This is a genomic window from Mycobacterium neumannii (assembly GCF_002245615.1).
Lineage (GTDB): Bacteria > Actinomycetota > Actinomycetes > Mycobacteriales > Mycobacteriaceae > Mycobacterium > Mycobacterium neumannii_A.
Map to the genome: position 1 here is coordinate 100,496 of NZ_NKCO01000014.1, position 19,636 is coordinate 120,131.

General features: G+C 68.4%; 20 protein-coding genes. 7 read left to right on the forward strand and 13 right to left on the reverse strand.

The window, feature by feature from the left end; all coding sequences use genetic code 11:
• Positions 1 to 18 precede the first annotated feature (18 nt).
• The 4 genes from CEX88_RS17040 (at position 19) to CEX88_RS17055 (ending at position 3,720) form a co-directional block, all read left to right on the forward strand.
• Positions 19 to 915, forward strand: a complete 897-nt coding sequence (locus tag CEX88_RS17040; RefSeq protein ID WP_068196710.1) for a sulfurtransferase — start codon at positions 19 to 21, stop codon at positions 913 to 915.
• Entirely contained in the window at positions 912 to 1,325 is a 414-nt protein-coding gene (locus CEX88_RS17045) for a SufE family protein (protein WP_068196707.1), read from the forward strand. The genes CEX88_RS17040 and CEX88_RS17045 overlap by 4 nt, the downstream gene beginning before the upstream one ends.
• Positions 1,326 to 1,537: 212 nt before the next feature.
• A complete protein-coding gene (locus CEX88_RS17050; protein WP_064417298.1) occupies positions 1,538 to 3,340 on the forward strand; it encodes an acetyl-CoA carboxylase biotin carboxylase subunit in 1,803 nt (600 codons plus the stop codon).
• Between the two features lie 50 nt (positions 3,341 to 3,390).
• Positions 3,391 to 3,720: a hypothetical protein gene (locus CEX88_RS17055; protein ID WP_094294368.1), complete on the forward strand. Its 330-nt coding sequence runs from the start codon at positions 3,391 to 3,393 to the stop codon at positions 3,718 to 3,720.
• Positions 3,721 to 3,747: 27 nt separating this feature from the next.
• Here CEX88_RS17055 and CEX88_RS17060 read toward each other — a convergent pair whose 3' ends face one another.
• Positions 3,748 to 4,284 (reverse strand): nucleotidyltransferase family protein, encoded by a 537-nt coding sequence (locus tag CEX88_RS17060; RefSeq protein WP_094294369.1) that lies wholly within the window; start codon positions 4,282 to 4,284, stop codon positions 3,748 to 3,750.
• A 285-nt stretch (positions 4,285 to 4,569) separates the two neighbouring features.
• Between CEX88_RS17060 and CEX88_RS17065 the strand changes: the two genes are divergently transcribed.
• Positions 4,570 to 5,007 (forward strand): STAS domain-containing protein, encoded by a 438-nt coding sequence (locus CEX88_RS17065; protein WP_094294400.1) that lies wholly within the window; start codon positions 4,570 to 4,572, stop codon positions 5,005 to 5,007.
• Here the strand turns inward: CEX88_RS17065 and CEX88_RS17070 are convergent.
• The gene (locus CEX88_RS17070; RefSeq protein WP_276019014.1) at positions 4,978 to 5,700 is read right to left on the reverse strand and encodes an RNA polymerase sigma factor SigF; all 723 of its coding nucleotides are present in this window, start codon (positions 5,698 to 5,700) and stop codon (positions 4,978 to 4,980) included. The two genes, CEX88_RS17065 and CEX88_RS17070, sit on opposite strands and share 30 nt — an antisense overlap.
• Before the next feature lie 62 nt (positions 5,701 to 5,762).
• Positions 5,763 to 6,194, reverse strand: coding sequence for an ATP-binding protein (locus CEX88_RS17075; protein WP_068196692.1), 432 nt, complete (start codon positions 6,192 to 6,194; stop codon positions 5,763 to 5,765).
• 256 nt (positions 6,195 to 6,450) lie between these two features.
• Here CEX88_RS17075 and CEX88_RS17080 point away from each other — a divergent pair, with 256 nt between their 5' ends.
• On the forward strand, positions 6,451 to 7,470 hold the full coding sequence (locus CEX88_RS17080; protein ID WP_094294370.1) for a DNA topoisomerase IB: 1,020 nt from the start codon (positions 6,451 to 6,453) through the stop codon (positions 7,468 to 7,470).
• Here the strand turns inward: CEX88_RS17080 and CEX88_RS17085 are convergent.
• From CEX88_RS17085 to CEX88_RS17125, 9 genes are read right to left on the reverse strand one after another with little or no spacing between them, the layout of a single operon-like run.
• Positions 7,464 to 8,762 carry a UDP-glucose dehydrogenase family protein gene (locus CEX88_RS17085; protein ID WP_094294371.1) on the reverse strand — a complete coding sequence of 433 codons (1,299 nt, stop codon included), beginning with the start codon at positions 8,760 to 8,762 and terminating at the stop codon, positions 7,464 to 7,466. The two genes, CEX88_RS17080 and CEX88_RS17085, sit on opposite strands and share 7 nt — an antisense overlap.
• On the reverse strand, positions 8,759 to 9,712 hold the full coding sequence (locus CEX88_RS17090; RefSeq protein ID WP_238382093.1) for a glycosyltransferase family 9 protein: 954 nt from the start codon (positions 9,710 to 9,712) through the stop codon (positions 8,759 to 8,761). The genes CEX88_RS17085 and CEX88_RS17090 overlap by 4 nt, the downstream gene beginning before the upstream one ends.
• A complete protein-coding gene (locus CEX88_RS17095) occupies positions 9,703 to 10,389 on the reverse strand; it encodes an SDR family oxidoreductase (RefSeq protein ID WP_094294402.1) in 687 nt (228 codons plus the stop codon). Before CEX88_RS17095 ends, CEX88_RS17090 begins: the two co-directional genes overlap by 10 nt.
• Positions 10,390 to 10,406: 17 nt before the next feature.
• Positions 10,407 to 11,762, reverse strand: a complete 1,356-nt coding sequence (locus tag CEX88_RS17100) for a PfkB family carbohydrate kinase (protein ID WP_094294372.1) — start codon at positions 11,760 to 11,762, stop codon at positions 10,407 to 10,409.
• A complete protein-coding gene (locus tag CEX88_RS17105; RefSeq protein ID WP_094294373.1) occupies positions 11,755 to 12,333 on the reverse strand; it encodes a D-sedoheptulose-7-phosphate isomerase in 579 nt (192 codons plus the stop codon). The genes CEX88_RS17100 and CEX88_RS17105 overlap by 8 nt, the downstream gene beginning before the upstream one ends.
• Positions 12,330 to 13,349, reverse strand: a complete 1,020-nt coding sequence (locus tag CEX88_RS17110) for a glycosyltransferase family 9 protein (protein WP_094294374.1) — start codon at positions 13,347 to 13,349, stop codon at positions 12,330 to 12,332. Before CEX88_RS17110 ends, CEX88_RS17105 begins: the two co-directional genes overlap by 4 nt.
• On the reverse strand, positions 13,346 to 14,839 hold the full coding sequence (locus CEX88_RS17115) for an HAD-IIIA family hydrolase (protein ID WP_094294375.1): 1,494 nt from the start codon (positions 14,837 to 14,839) through the stop codon (positions 13,346 to 13,348). Before CEX88_RS17115 ends, CEX88_RS17110 begins: the two co-directional genes overlap by 4 nt.
• Positions 14,836 to 16,491, reverse strand: a complete 1,656-nt coding sequence (locus CEX88_RS17120) for a carbamoyltransferase family protein (RefSeq protein ID WP_094294376.1) — start codon at positions 16,489 to 16,491, stop codon at positions 14,836 to 14,838. Before CEX88_RS17120 ends, CEX88_RS17115 begins: the two co-directional genes overlap by 4 nt.
• Positions 16,492 to 16,498: 7 nt before the next feature.
• Positions 16,499 to 17,467, reverse strand: coding sequence for an NAD-dependent epimerase/dehydratase family protein (locus tag CEX88_RS17125; RefSeq protein WP_094294377.1), 969 nt, complete (start codon positions 17,465 to 17,467; stop codon positions 16,499 to 16,501).
• A gap of 37 nt (positions 17,468 to 17,504) precedes the next feature.
• On the opposite strand from CEX88_RS17125, the gene CEX88_RS17130 reads away from it, so the two are divergent.
• Positions 17,505 to 18,389, forward strand: coding sequence for a glycosyltransferase family 2 protein (locus tag CEX88_RS17130; protein ID WP_094294378.1), 885 nt, complete (start codon positions 17,505 to 17,507; stop codon positions 18,387 to 18,389).
• Positions 18,390 to 18,394: 5 nt separating this feature from the next.
• Here CEX88_RS17130 and CEX88_RS17135 read toward each other — a convergent pair whose 3' ends face one another.
• Complete coding sequence (locus CEX88_RS17135; protein ID WP_094294379.1) at positions 18,395 to 19,621, reverse strand: glycosyltransferase; 1,227 nt, start codon at positions 19,619 to 19,621, stop codon at positions 18,395 to 18,397.
• Positions 19,622 to 19,636 lie beyond the last annotated feature (15 nt).

The window sequence follows — 19,636 nt, forward strand, 5'->3', positions numbered from 1 at the left end:
CTCGGTAGGCTCGGGTTTGTGCCTCTACCTGCCGATCCAGACCCTGCCCTGCAGTCATACGCCCATCCCGAACGCCTGGTCACCGCCGACTGGTTGTCGGCGAACCTGGGCAGGCCGGGACTGGCCATCGTGGAGTCCGACGAGGACGTGCTGCTCTACGACACCGGCCACATACCGGGTGCGGTCAAGATCGACTGGCACACCGACCTGAACGACCCCCACGTGCGCGACTACATCACCGGCGAACAGTTCGCCGACCTGATGAACCGCAAGGGCATCGCCCGCGACGACACCGTGGTGATCTACGGCGACAAGAGCAACTGGTGGGCGGCATACGCCCTCTGGGTGTTCACGCTGTTCGGTCACCCCGACGTCCGGCTCCTCAACGGGGGCCGCGACCTGTGGATCTCCGACGGCCGCGAAACCACGCTCGACGTGCCGACCAAGACCAGCACCGGCTACCCCGTCGTGGAGCGCGACGACGCGCCGATCCGCGCATTCAAGGAGGACGTTCTCGATGCACTCGGGAAGGCGCCCCTGATCGACGTCCGCTCGCCGCAGGAGTACACCGGGGAACGCACCCACATGCCCGACTATCCCGAGGAGGGCGCGCTGCGGGGCGGCCACATACCGTCCGCTCGGTCGATTCCGTGGGCCAAGGCCGCCGACGACAGTGGCCGGTTCCGCAGCCGTGCCGAGCTCGAGGATCTGTACGGCTTCTTGACCCCCGACGACGAGACGATCGTCTACTGCCGCATCGGTGAGCGTTCGAGCCACACCTGGTTCGTGCTGACCCACCTGCTGGGCTTGCCCGGCGTCCGCAATTACGACGGTTCGTGGACCGAATGGGGCAACGCCGTTCGGGTGCCTGTCGTGGCCGGGTCCGAACCAGGGGATGTGCCGGGCTCCTCATGAGTGCAATGCCGGCCGCGCTGGCGGAGGTGGTGACGGACTTCAAGGAGGTGCAGGGGCAGGACAAGCTGCAACTGCTCCTGGAGTTCGCCAACGAGTTGCCTCCGCTGCCCGCCGACCTCGAAGAGGCCGCGATGGAACCGGTGCCCGAATGCCAGTCGCCGCTGTTCCTGCACGTCGACGCCGACAACCGCGAGCATGTCCGGCTGTACTTCAGCGCGCCGGCAGAAGCGCCGACCACGCGTGGGTTCGCCGCGATCCTGGCCGTGGGGCTCGACGACCTCTCTGCCGACGAGATCCTGGCCGTACCCGACGACTTCTACTCCGAATTGGGGCTCGCTGCCCTGATCAGCCCGCTGCGGTTGCGCGGGATGTCGGCGATGCTGGCCCGCATCAAGAAGCGGCTGCGCTGACGCGCTCGGGCCGAGCGATCACTGGTGCAGAATTCTGGGCCTCGCCTCAAGGGCCGGAACCGTACCTGGATGAGGGCTCGCGGATGTGTGGGGCAGCCGCGGTTTATTACTCGCGGGTAAGGGACCGGCTCGCCGAGACCTCAGCAGGGCCGCATAAACTCCCTCCGTTACATTCTTAAAGACGTTTCTTAGACATGCCACCAGGAGGCGCAGTGCCCAGTCACGCCAGCTCGAAGATCTCCAAGGTGCTGGTCGCCAACCGCGGGGAGATCGCGGTCCGGGTGATCAGGGCCGCTAAGGACGCCGGGCTGCAGAGCGTGGCGGTGTACGCCGAACCCGACGCCGACGCTCCTCACGTACGCCTCGCCGACGAGGCCTTCGCCCTGGGCGGGCAGACCTCGGCGGAGTCGTACCTGGTGTTCGAGAAGCTGCTCGACGCCGCCGAGAAGTCCGGAGCCAACGCGATTCACCCGGGCTACGGATTCCTGTCCGAGAACGCTGATTTCGCGCAGGCGGTCCTCGACGCCGGCCTGATCTGGATCGGGCCCAGCCCGCAGTCGATCCGCGACCTCGGTGACAAGGTGACCGCCCGCCACATCGCCGCGCGCGCCCAGGCGCCGCTGGTGCCGGGCACCTCGGATCCGGTCAAGGACGCCGACGAGGTCGTCGCGTTCGCCAAGGAGTATGGCGTCCCGGTCGCGATCAAGGCCGCGTTCGGCGGCGGCGGCCGCGGCATGAAGGTGGCCCGCACCATCGAAGAGATCCCTGAGCTGTACGACTCGGCGGTCCGCGAGGCTGTCGCGGCGTTCGGCCGCGGTGAATGCTTCGTCGAGCGCTATCTCGACAAGCCCCGCCACGTCGAGGCTCAGGTGATCGCCGACCAGCACGGCAACGTCGTCGTCGCGGGCACCCGCGACTGCTCGCTGCAGCGCCGCTTCCAGAAGCTGGTCGAGGAGGCGCCCGCGCCGTTCCTGACCGACGCTCAGCGCAAGGAGATCCACGAGTCAGCCAAGCGCATCTGCAAGGAGGCCGGCTACTACGGCGCAGGCACCGTCGAGTACCTCGTCGGCCAGGACGGGCTGATCTCGTTCCTCGAGGTGAACACCCGTCTGCAGGTGGAGCATCCGGTGACCGAGGAGACCTCGGGCATCGACTTGGTGCGCCAGCAGTTCCGCATCGCCAACGGCGAACCGCTCGACATCACCGAGGACCCGACGCCTCGCGGCCACTCCATCGAGTTCCGCATCAACGGTGAGGACGCCGGTCGCGGCTTCCTGCCCGCCCCCGGCCCGGTCACCACGTTCGTGCCGCCTACCGGCCCCGGTGTGCGGCTGGACTCCGGCGTCGAGAGCGGTTCGGTCATCGGCGGCCAGTTCGACTCGATGCTGGCCAAGCTGATCGTCACCGGCGCCAACCGCCAAGAGGCCCTGGAGCGGTCCCGTCGCGCGCTGGACGAGTTCACCGTCGAAGGGCTGGCCACGGTCATCCCGTTCCACCGGGCGGTCGTGTCCGATCCCGCGTTCATCGGCGATGACAACGGTTTCACCGTGCACACCCGCTGGATCGAAACCGAGTGGGACAACACGATCGAACCGTTCACCGGCGGCGATCCGATCGAGGAAGAGGACACCGTCCCGCGGCAGACCGTGGTTGTCGAGGTCGGCGGCCGCCGGCTGGAGGTGTCGCTGCCGGGCGACCTCGCGCTCGGTGGCGGCGGCGGTGCGGGCGGCGCCGGTTCCAATGTCGTGCGCAAGAAGCCCAAGGCCCGCAAGCGTGGCGGTGGCGGCGGAGCGGCGGCCTCCGGCGACGCCGTGACCGCGCCGATGCAGGGCACCGTGGTCAAGGTCGCCGTCGAGGAGGGCCAGGAGGTCTCCGCCGGTGACCTCGTCGTGGTGCTCGAGGCGATGAAGATGGAGAACCCGGTCACCGCGCACAAGGACGGCACGATCACCGGCTTGGCGGTCGAACCCGGCGCTGCGATCACCCAGGGCACCGTCCTCGCCGAGATCAAGTGATTTCGGTGCGCAACCGATCGCGCAGCGAGCGTTAGCGCACCGAAGTCGCCATGGAGCCCGTCGAAATCAACGCCGGCGCATGGTATTTGCGCGCGCCGCGCGACGACGAGCTGATCGACGACGGCCCCGCGCTCGCCGAGATGGGTGAGACCGATCCCGGTTACATCGCTCGTTGCCGCGCGCAGTGGTTGTCCGACACCGCATACACCTGGGCGGTGTGTGAACCGACCACCGGCGAGATGCTGGCCGAGATCAGGATCGACCCGCAGGCCGCGTTGGTGCACACGCGATTTCGCGACGGCTACGCCGATGCGGCCGCGATCGCCGAGCACTCCGTGCGCCGCTTCGCGACGGCGATGCTGGGCCTCACTCTCACCTGATTGCCGGCTCGCCGACGTGACCTGACATCACCTGACGTCGATGTCGCGACCCGTCGCCAGATCGGCACAATCCACCGCGACGACGTCGTCGCGCGCCGCCAGGAACGAGCGTGCGCCCTCGTCTCCGTGGACCTCTTCGAGCAGCGCGGCCCAATGCCTGCGCGCGATCACCACCGGGTGGCCCGGCGATTGCCCGTAGCGGGCACGCGCGATACCCGACTCCGACGCCACCGCCGCGTCCACCACCCGACGCACGACGTCCGCTCCGACATCGGGGGTGTCGACGGTGTGCAGCACGGCGTAATCGGCCTCGACCGCCGAGATCCCGGCCCGCAGCGACGCCGACAGACCGTCCTCCCAGGCCTCGGCGAACACTGCGCGCGCAGGCTGCGGGGCCTCGACCACCGCCGCTCCCAACACCACCACCACATCGCCACATCCGCCGCCCCTCAAGGCCTTGACCGCGGCTCTGAGCCATTCACCTTGGGCTGCAAGCACTTTAGGCATCCCATAGCGGGTGCCCGCGCCTGCGGCCAGCAGCACACCGGCGACGTTCGGCGTCATGGCGCACCCACTCTCCGATGTGACTCTAGTTTCGTCAAATTTGTCATGGCGTCAGTGGTCTTGACCGCTGTGACCAGCGGTTACGGTGGCGGTCTTGATAGCGATTGTGCATGGTCAGTTAGCAGCGTAGGGTTCAGTCCAGGTTGAGTTCACAGCCGAGCTGGAACGTCATCGACGTGCAAGGGTAGAACTCCCCGCCTCTGCTGCGACGGCTTTGAATACGCAGGGCCCAAATTTTTGACGTGAACCACAGTACGAATGAGACATTCACTGATGGAGTCACACATGTCTAATCCTGATTTATCTGTCGTTGCTGAAGTGCAGTCCGACGACACCCGCGACTGCCACACTGCGCACTTCGCGACCCGCCGGGTGCAACCGGACACCGCGATCGTCTCCGCCCACGGCGAGATCGACGCCGCGAACTCCCAGGAGTTTGTCGACTACGCGATGCGCCACGCCACAGAGCTCGAGCGCATCGTCGTCGACCTGTCGGGCGTCGAATTCTTCGGCACCGCAGGGTTCTCCGCGCTGCACACGCTCAACGTGCGCACCGCAGGCGAGAAGATCGAGTGGGCGCTGTTGCCGAGCGCGTCGGTCAGCCGCTTGTTGCGCATCTGCGATCCGGATGCCGCGCTCCCCGTCTGCGACAGCATCGAGACAGCGCTCGCAGACGGCAAGAGCACCAAGCCCCTACTGCAACTGGTCCCGGAGTCGAGTTAAGGACTTCGCGAGCAGACGCGACACGTGCATCTGCGAGATACCAACGCGCTCAGCGATTTGCGTCTGGGTGAGTGACTCGAAGAAGCGCAGCAGCAACACGGTGCGTTCGCGTTCGGGCAGCGCAGCGAGCAAGGGCCGCAACGCTTCCCGGTTCTCGATCTGGTCGAGACCCAGGTCGACGTCGCCCAGCGTGTCGGCGATCGCTGGGGCGTCCTCGGTTCCGCTGCCGCCGCTGTCGATCGACAGCGTGTTGTAGGAGCTCCCTGCCACCAGGCCCTCGACGACCTCGTCGCGGTCCATGCCCAGCTCGGCTGCCAGCTCCGACGCCGTCGGGGCGCGGCCGAGCCGCTGCGACAACTCCGCGGTGGCGGCGCCGAGTCGCAGATGGAGCTCCTTGAGCCGCCGCGGCACCTTGACCGACCAACTGTTGTCGCGGAAATGCCGTCGGACCTCGCCCATGATGGTGGGCACCGCGAACGAGACGAAGTCCGAGCCGGCCTCGACGTCGAAGCGGATCACCGCATTCACCAGCCCGACACGGGCCACCTGCACGAGATCCTCGCGTGGCTCACCGCGCCCGTCGAAGCGCCGCGCGATGTGGTCGGCCAACGGAAGGCAGCGCTCGACGATGCGGTCGCGCTGCCGCTGAAACTTCGGCGAGTCCTCCGGCACGTTCTTCAGCTCGCGGAACATGTCGGCGACATCCGCGTACTCAGAGTTCGAACGCGACGACGAACCCTGTGACGTCGACGGCGTCACTGCAGCGTCGCTCGTCTCGTCGTCATGGAGATCCCGAACACCTGGGCGTTCTCGGGCCCCTGCCCGTTCTCGAAGGTCGTCACCTCGTCGGTCAGTGAACTCAGCACGTGCCAGCTGAAGCTACCGGGCGCCAGGATGTCGGAACTCTTACACGTGGTGGACGCATCGATGACGACGGCGTCGTCGCGTGGGTCGATGACGAGCAGCAGCACAGAGTTGGGTACTGCGGATCGGATCAGCCTGGTGCAGGCCTCGTCGACCGCGAGACGCAGGTCGGCGACGGCATCGAAGTCCAGGTCTTCGAAGGTCGCCACCGCGGCGACCAGGGTGCGCAGCACCGCAAGGTTCTCGAGTTCGGCGGCGACCCGGAGTTCCACCGACCGCGCGCCGTGCCCGTGCCCATTGTTCTTGTTGGCGACGTCGGCCATTTGACCTCCCGGCAATGTCGAAGCGAGATTACCCCAGGTCGGATCCCACCTAACCACGAGTACTCCGGTGACCCGCGAACGACGACGTGTGCCGCACGCCGGCGCGGGTATTTATCCGGTCATGGCGAAGCTCCCACTCCGAACGCGACCGAGCAAACGGTGAACACGACTGTGAGCAGCGGCGTTTTGACGGCGCGACAAAGTAAGACTTCTCCATGGTGGGGGTTCAATACCCCCCTGCATCCAGGGGCCAAACATGCGACTTCGCCGTAGCGTCGTCAGCGGCCCCGGCCTGCGGAGGGTGCGTCGCGGTCGCGGGTTCTCCTACGAACATCCCGACGGCACCCCGGTCACCGACGAGAAGACCCTGCAGCGCATCAAGGATCTGGTCATCCCGCCCGCCTGGAAGAAGGTGTGGATCTGCCCCTACCCCAACGGGCACATCCAGGCGGTGGGCACGGATGCCGCGGGCCGACGCCAGTACCTCTACCACCAGAGGTGGCAGGAGGAGCGCAACGAGGAGAAGTTCGACCGGGTCCTGGAGATGTCGGCGGCGCTGCCCGAGATGCGCAGGCGTATCGCCGCGGACCTGCGCCGCCGCGGGCTGCACCGCGACCGGGTGCTGGCCCTCGCACTGCACCTGGCCGATCTCGGATACTTCCGGGCGGGCTCTGAGCAGTACGCCGAGGAGAACAACTCGTACGGCATCGCGACGCTGCTCTGCGAGCACGTGACCCTGCAGCGCGACGCCATCGAATTCGACTTTCCCGCCAAGAGCGGCGTGCGGCGCACGCTGCTGATCGACGACCCCGAAGCGGTCCGCTCGATCCGCGCGCTGTTGCGCCGCCCGGAGCGCACCGAGCGGCTGCTGGTGTGCCGCAACGGTTCGAGCTGGATCGACATTCACGCCGACGACCTGAACACGCGGTTCAAGGAGCTCGTTGGGGATCGGTACACGGTCAAGGACCTGCGGACCTGGCACGGCACCGTGCTGGCGGCGGCCGCGTTCGTCGATGCCGACCCGCCGGTCAACAAGACTGTGATCAAGCGCGTCGAGTCCGCGGTGATGAAGGAAGTCGCCGAGGAACTCGGCAACACACCCGCGGTGGCCCGAGGTTCCTACGTCGACCCCCGAGTCGTGCAGGGCTACGAGTCCGAGCTCACCATCGCCTCGGCCGCCCGGCGCGCCGCGACGATGAAGACCCTGGCCGAACGGCAGGAGGTGCTTGACCGCGGCACGGCCCGACTCATCCGCAAAGTTGCCAAAGGTCAGTAACCCGACGGGGTTCCGTTGCCCAGATAGGTCATCCCGGCCTCGTTGAGCAACGCCGCATCGAGCAGGTTGCGGGTGTCGACGACGACGGCTCCGGGCGCGTGCTCGGCGATCAGGACCCAGTCCAGTTCGCGGAACTCCGGCCACTCGGTGAGCACCACGATGGCATCGGCGTCTTTTGCCGCCAGATATGGATCGTCGACGGCGACGATCGACGATTCCCGCAACCGCGACTGATCCATCGCCCGGAGCCGCGGGTCGTATCCGGTGACCTGCGCCCCGGTCCGGCCCAGGTCGGCGCAGATCGTCAGCGCCGGTGAATCGCGCAGGTCACTGGTGCCCGCCTTGAACGTCAGGCCCAGCGCGGTGATGCGGGCGTGGCCGAGCGGGGTGGCCATGAACCGGCCCAGCGTCGACGCGATTCGCGCGGACTGGGCGGCGTTCGTCGAGCGAGCCGATTCGACCTCGGGCAGGTCTACCCCCGCCACCTTGCCGGTGTGCAGGATGGCCGCGGTGTCCTTCGGCAGGCACGATCCGCCCCACCCCGGTCCCGGTTGCAGGAAGTGCGGACCGATGCGCACGTCGGCGCCCATGCAGCGAGTGACGTCGGCGATGTCGGCGCCCATCCGGGCGCACAGCCGGGCCAGTGAGTTGGCGTAGGAGATCTTCACCGCGAGAAAAGCATTGCTGGCGTACTTCGCCAACTCCGCGCTTTCCGGGCTCATCCGAAAAATCTGCGCGTGGTTTCCGTGCACGTGCGACACCAGCTCGGCGGCTTCGTCGTCGTCGGCGCCGATCACGATGCGGTCCGGGTTACGGAAGTCGTATACGGCGTGGCTCTCGCGGAGGAACTCGGGATTGGAGACCGCGCGAATTCCAGCGTGTCGCAACCGCTTTTCGATCCGTCGGGTGGTGCCGACCGGAACCGTCGACTTGAGCACCAGCACCGAACCCGGTCGCAGCACGGTGGCGAGTTGCTCGACCGCCGCGTCGACCGCCGACAGGTCCGCCGATCCGTCTGATCTGCTCGGCGTGGGCACGCAGATGAACACCACGTCGCACTCAGCGAGATCGGGATACTCGACGGTGAATTCGAGCGTCGCGGAGTTTAATCCGCGACGAAGCAGCTCGGCCAGGCCGGGCTCGTCCAGCAGGGGAACACCGCTACGGAGTTGCTCGACGCGGCCGGCGTCGACGTCGACGCACACGGTGTCGTGACCACGTTCGGCCAGACACACCGCGGTTGTCAGGCCGACGTAGCCCGCACCGGTCACCCCGACTCGAAGGGTGTTCATGCACAGTCCTTCAACAAGCTCTCGGTGGCGTCGAGCACGCGACCGACCGTGATCAGCAGCAGCCCCCGGTGCGGTCGGTCGGCGTGCGGATCGCCCTTGTCGCCGGCCCACACCGCGATATGCGGACCCGTTCCCCGCGGCCCCCACCGGTTCGGCGGTGTCGGACCGAACAGCAGCACCGACGGAGTGCCGGTCGCAGTCGCGATGTGTCCGACGCCGGTGTCACCACAGATCAACAAGCGGCAATCGTGGATCAGTGTGACGAGTTCGAGCAGGCCGAGAGTGCCTGCGAGCACGCTGGATCGGGGCAACCCGGCGGCGTCGGCCACTGACCGGGCAAGGTCGACCTCACTGTCATCGCCGGTGATGACCACGTCGTGGCCGCGGTTTCGCAGCGCGGCGGCGACCTGTCCGAAACGCTCCGCTGGCCAGCGCCGCGCGGCGTATGCGGCGCCCGGATGAATCACCACCGTCGACGAGCGGTTCCGATAGCCGTCCGGCCGCGGGATCGCCAAATTCTCTGAATCACAGGTGATTCCGGCCCACTCGAGCAGCGCGCACCAGCGGTCGACCTCGTGCAGTTCGGTCCGCCACGGTGGGCCGTCGACCCCGGGATATGCGGGATGCCGGTGGCTGATCAGGGTTCGGGGCCCCATCGCGAGCAGATCGGCGATGCTTTCGGGGCCGGAGCCGTGCAGGTTGACCGCGAGTGCGGGCGGGTGGCGGCGGGGACGCAGCCGGCCGAGGCCGGGTGTGGGGTGGAGTTCGTCGACCAAACCGATGAGCATCACCAGATCGCGGTAGCGTTCCGGGGCGGCGAGCACGATGTGGGCGTCGGGGTGTGCCCGCCGCAGCCCACGCAGCGCGGGAATCCCGGTGAGTAGATCCCCGAGGCCCAGCGCACGCAGGACCACGATGGTCTCCGGGAAGGTCTCCGGGGTCACGGCCACGAAGACTCCGTCGACGCGCACACCACCAGCTCGCGCACCTCGCACCCGGCCGGCTGAGACAGGGCGAACACGACGGTATCGGCAACGTGTTCGGGCTGGTTGAGCTTGGCGTCCGGCGGCGGCTTGTACTGCTCGTCGCGGTTGTCGAAGAACGCCGTGTGCATACCGCCGGGGATCAGCGTCGTGACACCCACCTCCCCCGCAAGTTCCGCGGCCAACGCGCGGGAGAATCCGATGACTCCGAATTTCGAGGCGCAGTACGCGGTCGCGTCGCTGACGGCCTTGATCCCCAAAGTCGATGCGCACGTGACGATCCGGCCACCCGTGTTCTTCAGGTACGGCAACGCCGAGCGGATCACCGCCGCGGTGCCCAGCAGGTTGACGTGGATGACGCGTTCCCAGTCCTTGACCGCGACGTCGGCGAGCTTGCCGCACATGTCAGTGCCTCCGGCGGTGAACACGCCGTGAATCTGACCGCCGACCTGATCGGCCAATTCGCGTACCGCCGCGTCCACCGCCTCGGAGCCGGCGAGATCGGCTTTCGCGAAGGCCACGCCCGGTTTCGGATCGTTGCGGTCGATCACCAGCGGTGTTCCACCCTGTCGCGCAACGGCTTCCACCGTGGCCGCGCCGAGTCCCGACGCGCCGCCGGTGATGATGATGTTGCCCAGAGCCATTGAGAATTCCTTTCGGTTCACGACCGCGCTGCGGCGATCAGATTTGACGATGAGTAGCCGGCGACGGTCGGCAGCAGCACGACCTCACCGCCGTGGCGGCGGACCACGTCGACCTCGGGAAGGTCGGCCTCGGTGTAGTCGCCGCCCTTGACCCAGATGTCGGGCCGCAGTTGCTCCAGCGCCGCTTCGGGTGACAGTTCGTCGAAGATCACCACGGCGTCGACACATGCCAGTGCGCCGAGCACCCGCGCCCTGTCCTGATCCGCGACGACGGGCCTGCGCGGTCCCTTCAGCGCGCGCACCGAGGTGTCGGAGTTCAGCAGCACCACCAGCGCGTCGCCGAGATCGCGCGCCTGCCGCAGCAGGCGGACATGACCGGTGTGCAGCAGGTCGAAGCAGCCGCCGGTGGCGACCAGCCGGCCTGCGCGCCGGCGCAAGTGGTCCCGGACCTCGGCGATGTCACCGGTGAGCGCGGTCGACGTTGTCGCCGAATGGGTTCCACCGACTGTCGCGGCGCTCGACACGCCAACCGCACCGCCTGCGGCGACGAACCTGCTGGCGGCGTCCACCGCGTCGGCGACGGCGTCGTGGACGCCCCTACCCGCCGCGAGTGCCATGGTGGCCGCGATCGCGAACCGGTCCCCCGCGCCGCAGGTGTCGCCGTGGTCACCCCGTGCGGCCGAATCCCGCACGGGGTGGTGCTCGTTGCCGGTGTCGGTGGCCACGAGTGCACCCTTGGGGCCCAGGGTCACGCACACCGCTCGCGCCGCCCACTGTTCGCGCAACGACTCCGCCGAGCGTCCCGCCGCCTCGTCCAGGTTCGGGGTGACCAGCCAGCAGCCCGAGACAGGTTCGGTCCCGCGCGGATGCGGGTCCCACACCGTCGGCACTCGCTGCGCGGCCGAGGCGACGAGCTTGCGAATCTCACCGTGCGCGGTGATGCCGCGCCCGTAGTCGGCCACACAGACCGCGGCGGCCTGCCCGAGCACCTCGGCCACCTCGGGGGATAGCGCGTCGCCGGCGGCCGCTCCGTCACCATGGTCGAGCCGCAGCATGGACTGCCCGGCCGCACGGATCCTGGTCTTGCACACCGTATTCCCGGCCATCGGCAAACCGATGACCCGCACGCCGGCATCGGCCAGCAGGTCGGTCAGCGCGCGGCCTTCGGCGTCGTCGCCAACGGCGGTCACCAGCACCACATCGCAGCCCGTCCGCGCGGCGAGTACGGCGGCCAGTCCCGCCCCGCCCGGTCGTCGCCATATCCGTTCGGTGTCGACGACCGGGACGGGCGCCTCGGGACTGAGCCGGGTGGCGGTGCCTTCGATGTCGACGTCGAGCATGCAATCGCCGATGACGACCAATGGCTCACTCATGGGAGACCCCCAGCAGAACCTCGTCGACGGCGATGCACAGCGCGTGCACGAGGAGCAGGTGGACCTCCTGGACCGTCGCGGTGGTCGACGCTTCGACACAGACGGCGTCGTCACACATCGCGGCGAGGGGATTGGGCTCGGGGCCGGTCAACGCCCATGTGGTGAGGCCGGTTTCGTGTGCAGCCTTGACGGCGGCGAGCACATTCGGGCTCGTCCCGCTGGTCGACAGTGAGACCAGTACGTCGCCCGGCCTACCGTGTGCGCGCACGCCTCTGGCGAATATCTCATCGATCCCGTAGTCGTTGCCGATCGCGGTGAGCGCCGAGGTGTCCGCGTGTAACGAGATGGCGGACATGGGCATTCGATCGTCTCGGAAGCGGCCGACCAGTTCCGCGGTCAGATGTTGCGCCTCGGCCGCGCTGCCGCCGTTGCCGCACGCGAGTAACCGGCCGCCGGTGGTGAGGACATCGGCGAGCCGTCGCCCCCACGCGGCCAGCTTGGGCGCCTCCGGTGTGAGGTGGCCGGCCGCCCGTGACAGTGCGGAGAAGTGGGTTTCGATCGTCGGATTCATTGCCGTCCTCCAATTCGGTTGACCGCGTCGAGCAGTTCGTCGTCGGTGATGCCGTCCAGGCACGGGTGCCCGGGCACCGGGCAGTCACGGGCCCGGGTGAGCCGACAGGGGGCCTGTTGGTCTCCGAGCCGAATGACGGTGGACCCGTAGGGGCCCCACTGTGAGGCGGGCACGACGGGAGCGAACAACGAGACCACCGGTGTGCCGACGGCCGCCGCTAGGTGGGCGGGCCCGGTGTTGGGTGCGATCACCATCCGCGCCGCGGCGTAGACGGCCGCCAACGTTTCCAGGGTCGTGCGCCCCCCGAGGTCGGTGGCCGACTCCCCCGCTACCGCCGCGGTGAGCTCGCGTTCACCGGGATCGCCGGTGACGACCACCCGGCACCCGGCGGTGACGAGTGCTTCGACCATGCCGATGCTGCGCCGGGTGGTCGGTCGACGCGCGGGCACGGCGGCTCCGGGATGGAAGACGATGAACGGCGCGTCGCCCAATGATTCGGCGATTCCGGTGAGCAGTGGCGGTGGTTGGCGCACCCGCAGCCTGCCGTCGTCACCGTCGGCCAGCTCACAACCGGCCGCCGTGGCCAACGACAGCGCGCGCTCGGGCTCGGGTATGCCGTCGGGAACGTGGTGGCGCAGGTCGAGCAGTGTTCCGGGATAGTCCTCGCTGATCGCCCCGACCCACGGCACCGAAGCCATCCGGCAGATCAATGCCAGCGGCAGCGGGGACTGATGAAACGACGTGAAGATGTAGACCCGCTCGGGGGCGATGTCGCGCAGCTGTTTGACCATCGCCTCCACGTGTCCCGCGGTCAGCTCGGGTGAGTCGAAGTCCACCCACGGCGCCTGAAACTCGATGATGTCGTCGACGCCGGGCAGCAGCTCGGCGGCGGCTCGCCCGCGCGGCCCCGCCAGAAAGGTGACCTCCTCGTGTGTTTCGGCCACGGCGCGGACCGCGGGGCCGGTGATCAACACGTCCCCTGCGCTGTCCAAGCGCGCAACGATTGCCCGGCTCATCGGCAGTCCCTGAGCACCATGGACACCGCTTCGTCGAGGCTCGTCGCGACGCGCGCCTTTTTCAGGGCCTCACTGATCTCGTGGCGCAGCGTGCGGTCGGTGGGTACGAGTATCGCGTCGGCGCCCGCGGACAGCGCGGCCTCGACGTCTCCGCCGGTGTCGCCGATCATCACGCACCGGGAGGGGTGGACGCCCAGCGCGGCGGCGGCGTCTACGACCATGCCGGGAGCGGGTTTACGGCAGCGGCATTCGTCGTCGGCGTCGTGCACGCACAGGTGCCACGAGTCGAACGGGCCCAGCGCCGAATCGACCTCCGCGTTGACGGATTCGAGTTGTTGAGTGGTGATCAACCCCTTGGCCACGCCGGACTGGTTGCTCACGATGGCCAGCTGTAGCCCGTTGCGGCGCAGCCGGTCCAATGCGCCGGTTACGCCCGGTAGCGGGCGGACACCGGCCGGATCGTTGAGGTACGGCCCGTCCTCGATGATCGTGTCGTCGCGGTCGAGCAACACCGCCAGCGGCGGGTCGCGCCGCGCGGTGCGAAACGCCCACTCCCCGGCCAACCGGTGCCACACCGCGACCGGCGGGATCAGCGCGCTGGTGAGCGCCATCCGTGCGGCCTCGGTGAAGGTTCGCGGGCCGGACCAGAACCGGCGGATCGCGAACTCCCCGGTCAGCAGCGCCCACGCGGCGACGGCGGTGCGCGCGACGCGCCACCGACCCGCCACCACGCTCAGCGCCGCGACGACGGCTGCGGCCGTAGTCACCGAGTGGGCCGGGAGCCGGCCTCGACCCTCACCGATCGCCGAGCGCCACCGCCTGCCGAACTTGCGGCGAAGCAACGCGTTGTCCCGGTTGCCGATCTGGGCGCGCACGCTGCTCATCAGCGTGGCGTTCGCGACCGGATGGGTGCAACGGCGGGATCCGCGGACAATACCGTTGCCGGCCTGAATGATTCGCAGCGCGATGTCGGAGTCCTCGCGGTAGGCCCGGGGGAACCGATCGTCGAACCCGCCGACGTCGACCAGGACGTCGCGCCGGAACGCCATATCGGCCGTGATCCATTTCGCCTCGGCAAGTCGCTGGGTGCGTTGTTCGTCGTCGGTGGCCTTGCGGCCGGCCACCCGCAGCACCTCGATCACCGCTTGTGAGCCGGCGGCCGACTCCACGTCGGCCTTGGCCAGGTCCTCGGCCAGCGCAGTGAACCAATCGAGTTGCGGGACAACGTCATCGTCGAGGAAGCACACCCATTCGGTCCGGGTCGCACGCCAGCCCGTGTTGCGCGCGGCCGCCGGTCCTCGTCCGCCGCTGCGCAGCACCGTGACCGGAAGCCGTGAGTCCACCTCGAGCGGCGGATGAGGCTGCGGGCGGTCGTCGACGACGATCACCGCAGCGGGTGCCGGCCCGGCGGAACCGTCGAGTTCTGCGACCAGGCGGTGCAGCGACGGCCGTCCGACCGTCGGCACCACGACCGCGAACGACGGCGTCATCGGGGTCGCCTCACGATGTACGGACCGATCGCCAGCACGTCGATCGGTGCGCTGCCGAAACATTCGAGCGCATCGCGCGGGCTGTCAACCATCGGTCGCCCGGCGGTGTTGAAGCTGGTGTTGACGATCACCGGAACACCGGTGCGGGCGGCGAACCTGCTGATCGTGTCGTGCAGCAGTGGGTGGCCGCGGTCGACAGTCTGGATGCGTGCGGTGCCGTCGACGTGGGTGACCGCGGGGATTCGGTCCCGCCACTGGGCGGCGACCTCGTGCACGAACAGCATGTACGGACTCGGAATCGGTCCGCCGGAGAAGATCTCGGCGGCGCGTTCGGCGAGCACCATCGGGGCGACGGGCCGGAACTGTTCACGGCCCTTCACGGTGTTGAGTCGCTCCAGGTTTTCGATGCGCCGGGGGTCGGCCAGCAGTGACCGCTGGCCCAGCGCGCGTGGCCCGAACTCGGCGCGACCCTGGAACCAGCCGACGAGTTTGTTGTCAGCCAACGCGTCTCCGATCACGGCGGCCAGATCCGCCGGCCGCTCGTGAGGTATCGCGGCTTCGATGAGCACCGCGGCGATCTCGTCGTCGGAGAAGCCGCGACCAAGCGCCGCCGACGGCATCGACGCAATCGGTTCACCGGCGTCTCCCGCCAGCGCCAGTGCCGCGCCCAGCGCGGTTCCCGAGTCCCCCGCCGCGGGTTGCACCCACACGTTCGAGAAGCCGCCGCTGCGGAAGATCTTCGAGTTGGCCACGCAGTTGAGGGCGACACCACCTGCCAGACAGAGGCTTTCGTGATCGGTACGGTCGCGAAGCCAGCCGACGAGGTCGAGCAGCACTTCCTCGACGACCGCCTGGACGCTGCACGCCAGGTCGGCGTGCTCGGGTTCGGGTCGGTCCAGCGCATGCCCCTTCCCCGCGCCGGGCGCCCGGGCGGGAGTGATCGAGTTCCAGTCCACCGGTTCGGTGCGGAAACCACCGTCGGCGCACGCGTAGACCGCCTCGCGGAACCTGTCGGCGAACCGTGGCGTCCCGTAGGACGCCATCGCCATCACCTTGTACTCGTCGCTGGAGCGCTTGAATCCGAGGTGCTCGGTGAGGCTTTCGTAGAACAAACCCAGCGAGTGCGGAAGCGACTGAGTCGCGAGCACATCCAGCTTGTGGTCGCGATAGCTGCCTGCCAGCATCGAGGACCGCTCGCCGCGGCCGTCGACGACCAGCACCGCGCAATCGGGGTGGGGGGAGGCCAACGCGGTGGACGCGGCATGCGCGACGTGATGGCGGACGTGCCGCACGCTGCCCGGGTCGAGACCGGGCAGCGCGGACCGTAGGAAACGGGGGGCCCGGTCGGCGTAGAGCGTGCGCAGGTACTCCCAATCGCGGTCCAGGCCGGCGAGCCCGTCGGTGGACTCGTCCATCAGTCGCGGATCGTAGGAGTATCCGACCAGATCCAGGTCCGACGGTTTCAGGCCCGCCTGCTCAAGGCACCAACGCGCCGATTCCACCGGCAACTCCCACGTCGAGAACGGCACGGCCTGTTTGCCGTGCTTGCGGCGCGTGAACCGCTCCTCCTCGGCGGCCGCGACTATCTGACCGTCCACCACGAGCGCGGCAGCCGGATCGTGGAACACCGCGTTGATCCCGAGAATGCGCATGACTCCCTCAACTCCCCTGCAGTGCAGCGGTTGCCGACTGCCGGCGGAACCAGTCGACGGTCATCGACAGGCCCTCGGTGTAGCTGACTCGCGGACGCCACCCCAGCAGCTCGCGTGCCAGCGAGATGTCGGGACACCGGCGCTGCGGGTCGTCCTGCGGTACCGGACGGAAGTCGATCGGCGAGTCGCTTCCGGCCAGATCACGGATGAGCTCCGCGATGCGCAGCACCGTCAGTTCGTCGGGATTGCCGACGTTGACCGGTCCGGTGCAATCGGATTCGCCCAGGGCGATCAGCGCCGCGACGGTGTCGCCGACGAAGCACAATGACCGGGTCTGGGCGCCCATTCCGTTGACCGTGATCGGCTCACCTGCCAGCGCCTGATAGCAGAAGGTCGGCACGACCCGGCCGTCGTCGTGCCGCATCCGCGGTCCGTATGTGTTGAAGATCCGCGCCACGGCGATATCGGCCGACCGCTCTCGCAGATGGGCGAACGTCAGCGACTCGGCGAACCGCTTCGCTTCGTCGTAAACGCTGCGCGGACCGATCGGATTGACGTTGCCCCAATACGATTCGCGCTGCGGATGTTCCAACGGATCGCCGTAGACCTCGCTGGTGGAGGCCAGCACAAGCCGTGCACCGCACCGCTGCGCGAACTCAAGCATGTGTGAGGTGCCGAGCGCCCCGGTGCGAAGCGTGTGGATCGGCAGCCGCAGATAGTCCACCGGCGAGGCAGGCGATGCGAGGTGGAAAACGGTGTCGATTCCCGACGCCAGATCGGGCAGCGGCTCGCTGATGTCGTGCGCGACGAACCGGTATCCGGGCCGGTCCACGAACAGGTCGGCGGCGGTCGGCGCGCTGGTGGACAGGTCGTCGACGCAGGTCACCTCAACACCGCTGTCGAGCAGTCGCTCGCATAGGTGTCCTCCGAGAAACCCTCCGCCGCCGGTGACCAGCACGCGTTTGATGTCATGCATCGTTTGCCTTCCGATTCCGCGGGTAGCCGTCTGGGTCATGCAGGGCCCAGCTTCCACCGACGTCTCGTTCGTGATCGCCAGCCAGAACCGCGCCGCGGAGTTGTCGACCGTGGTGGCCAGGCTGCTCGACACCACGCCGTGCCCCATAGTCGTGGTGGACAACGCCTCCACCGACGACACCGCCGCGATCATCAACGGCATGGCGGCACGGTCGGCCGGCCGCCTTGAACTCGTCGAGCTCGACACCAACCTCGGCGCGGTCGGCCGCAACGTCGGGGTGGCGGCGTGCCGCACGCCGTACGTGGCGTTCTGCGACGACGACTCCTGGTGGATGCCGGAGGCGCCCGAGATCGGTGCAAAGACATTCGAACGGCACCCTTCGGTGGGACTGCTTGCCGCGCGCACGATCGTCTGGCCGCAGCGCCGGGAGGATTCGTTCTCCGCGATGCTCGCCGACAGCGCGCTCGGCAGGCGGCCGGACCTGCCGGGTCCATCGATCCTGGGCTTCATGAGTTGCGCGGCCATGGTGCGCAAGCGGGCGTTCGAAGAAGCCGGCGGCTTCAGCCCCATCCTGCACTTCCGCGGGGAGGAGCAACTGCTCGCGCTCGATATGGCCGCGGAAGGCTGGGACCTCTGCTACCACCCCGACCTGCTGGCCATTCACCAACCGTCCCCGGTGCGCGCCACATCCGCGGCCCAAGCCGCACGAGTGCTGCGCAACGATGTCCTCACCACATGGCTGCGACGCCCGATCCGCCAATGCCTCAGTGCAAGCGGGCGCTTGGCCGTGGCGGCGCTGCGCGACCGCGACCATGCCAAGGGTGCGGCCCAGGCCGTGGCCCGGATTCCTGCGGTGGTCGTCCAGCGGCGACCGCTCCCCCGTGAGCTCGAGGACGCAGTGACCCTGCTGGAGTCGGGCTGAGCCGGTCATCCGGACGACAGGCTCGTCGCCGGCTCCGGTCGCGGGATCCGCACCGGCACCAACCGGTCGTAGATTCTCTGAGTGTCGGCGGCGACTCGGTCCCACGAGTAGCGGGCCCGTGCGCGATCCCGTCCGGCGGCGCCCATGCTCTGCCTGAGGAAGTCGTCGCGAAGCAGTCTGTTCACCGCCTTGGCCACCTCGTCGGGCCGCTCGGGCTTGACCAGCTGTCCGGTCACGTCGTGCACGACGGTGTCGAGCATTCCGCCGACCGCCGACGCCACCACGGGCACGCCGCACGCCATTGCCTCGAGCGGCACGATGCCGAACGGTTCGTACCAGGGAGTGCACGCCACCACGTTGGCCGATCGAAGAATCGCGGGCATGTCCGTCCGGGACACCGATCCGTACAGCCTCACTCGGCCCGCGACACCCAATTGCGTTGCCAGATTCATCAATCGACGCGCCTCGGGATCCGACCCGAGTTGCGACGCGTCGGGTCCACCGACTATCACCAGTTCGGTTTCGGGCAGATGAGGCAATGCGCGCACCACGACGTCGAAACCCTTGCGGGGCACGAACCGGCCGACGCTGACGATGCGGTGCCGCTCGGATCGCGGCGCCACAGGGCCTTCCGGGCTGAACAGGTCGAGGTCGACGCCGCAGGGCACCACTGAGATCCGGTTGCGGGAGCGGCCCATTCGCATCAGCTCGAAGACCTCGTCGGTGCAGGTGGCCGCGACCCAGGTGGCGGAACGCGCCACCGTCGCCTCCAGGCGCAACCGTTCCGGCGGGCTGGTGTCCTGCACACCCTGGTGGCGCCGTTTCACCACGCCCAACGCGTGAAACGTCTGGACCGCAGGCAGATTGAGATGGCGCGCGGCGAGTTGCGTTGCTATACCGGACATCCAGAAGTGGGCATGCGCGACGTCCGGTCGATCCGCAGCCCAGTCGGAGTCGAGAAACTGGGCGAACGGACCCATGTACGAGAGGAGCTCGTCCTTGGGCAGCGGCTCCGGCGGGCCGGCCGCGACGTGCACGACGGTGTATCCCTCGGGTGTCACCACGCGGTCAGGCAGGTCCGGGGCGTCCCTCCGGGTGTAGACGCTCACCTGATGACCGCGTCTGGTCAGTGCCGCCGACACCTCGGCGACGTGTACGTTTTGCCCACCGGCGTCGACCCCGCCGAGCGCGGCGAGCGGGCTGGCGTGTTCAGACACCATTGCGATCTTCATCGGCGCCCTCCTTTT

Bases quoted from the DNA above. Each gene is read 5' to 3' on its own strand.
- CEX88_RS17045 (WP_068196707.1), top strand. From the start codon at position 912: ATGAGTGCAATGCCGGCCGCGCTGGCGGAGGTGGTGACGGACTTCAAG.
- CEX88_RS17055 (WP_094294368.1), top strand. From the start codon at position 3,391: ATGGAGCCCGTCGAAATCAACGCCGGCGCATGGTATTTGCGCGCGCCG.
- CEX88_RS17060 (WP_094294369.1), bottom strand. From the start codon at position 4,284: ATGACGCCGAACGTCGCCGGTGTGCTGCTGGCCGCAGGCGCGGGCACC.
- CEX88_RS17065 (WP_094294400.1), top strand. From the start codon at position 4,570: ATGTCTAATCCTGATTTATCTGTCGTTGCTGAAGTGCAGTCCGACGAC.
- CEX88_RS17070 (WP_276019014.1), bottom strand. From the start codon at position 5,700: ATGTTCCGCGAGCTGAAGAACGTGCCGGAGGACTCGCCGAAGTTTCAG.
- CEX88_RS17075 (WP_068196692.1), bottom strand. From the start codon at position 6,194: ATGGCCGACGTCGCCAACAAGAACAATGGGCACGGGCACGGCGCGCGG.
- CEX88_RS17080 (WP_094294370.1), top strand. From the start codon at position 6,451: ATGCGACTTCGCCGTAGCGTCGTCAGCGGCCCCGGCCTGCGGAGGGTG.
- CEX88_RS17085 (WP_094294371.1), bottom strand. From the start codon at position 8,762: ATGAACACCCTTCGAGTCGGGGTGACCGGTGCGGGCTACGTCGGCCTG.
- CEX88_RS17095 (WP_094294402.1), bottom strand. From the start codon at position 10,389: ATGGCTCTGGGCAACATCATCATCACCGGCGGCGCGTCGGGACTCGGC.
- CEX88_RS17100 (WP_094294372.1), bottom strand. From the start codon at position 11,762: ATGAGTGAGCCATTGGTCGTCATCGGCGATTGCATGCTCGACGTCGAC.
- CEX88_RS17105 (WP_094294373.1), bottom strand. From the start codon at position 12,333: ATGAATCCGACGATCGAAACCCACTTCTCCGCACTGTCACGGGCGGCC.
- CEX88_RS17110 (WP_094294374.1), bottom strand. From the start codon at position 13,349: ATGAGCCGGGCAATCGTTGCGCGCTTGGACAGCGCAGGGGACGTGTTG.
- CEX88_RS17115 (WP_094294375.1), bottom strand. From the start codon at position 14,839: ATGACGCCGTCGTTCGCGGTCGTGGTGCCGACGGTCGGACGGCCGTCG.
- CEX88_RS17120 (WP_094294376.1), bottom strand. From the start codon at position 16,491: ATGCGCATTCTCGGGATCAACGCGGTGTTCCACGATCCGGCTGCCGCG.
- CEX88_RS17125 (WP_094294377.1), bottom strand. From the start codon at position 17,467: ATGCATGACATCAAACGCGTGCTGGTCACCGGCGGCGGAGGGTTTCTC.
- CEX88_RS17130 (WP_094294378.1), top strand. From the start codon at position 17,505: ATGCAGGGCCCAGCTTCCACCGACGTCTCGTTCGTGATCGCCAGCCAG.
- CEX88_RS17135 (WP_094294379.1), bottom strand. From the start codon at position 19,621: ATGAAGATCGCAATGGTGTCTGAACACGCCAGCCCGCTCGCCGCGCTC.